This window comes from Treponema sp. R6D11 (assembly GCF_054786075.1).
On the sequence record NZ_BDHD01001153.1, the window covers coordinates 1 to 374 of the forward strand.

General features: G+C 71.1%; 1 protein-coding gene. It reads right to left on the reverse strand.

Annotated features, from left to right (window positions below; all coding sequences use genetic code 11):
• Window positions 1-127: 127 nt before the first annotated feature.
• Window positions 128-374 (reverse strand): DUF1800 family protein (locus ACYVTD_RS17895; protein ID WP_461248962.1); only part of this gene is annotated, 247 nt, incomplete at its 5' end.

A 374-nucleotide genomic window follows, 5' to 3' on the forward strand; every position in this document is an offset into this window, starting at 1 on the left:
AGGTGGGGCGCTGCCAGTGCCAGCCCGGTGCCTGCGGCCAGCAGGCCCAGGAAATGTCGGCGATTGCGCCTGGCCATCGTGCTGGTCGCGATGTTCGTGGCGTTCGTATGGATCGTGGTAATGGTGTTCACCTGCGCAGGAAGTCGGGCGAGACCAGCAGCAGCGCGAGTGCGCCGCTGCCGCTTTCGGATCGGGCAATGGCCTCGGCCGTGCCCGCGCCCAGTGCATCGCCGGGCAGCAATCGGGGTGCCAGCGCGCGCGCATCGACGCTGTTGCCGGCCTGGGCTGCGAGCCGCTGCGCCAGCTCGACACGGCGTACCAGCGCATCGGGCGCAGCCCAGCTGGCGGCGATGTCGTCGTAGCCGGCCGGCGAG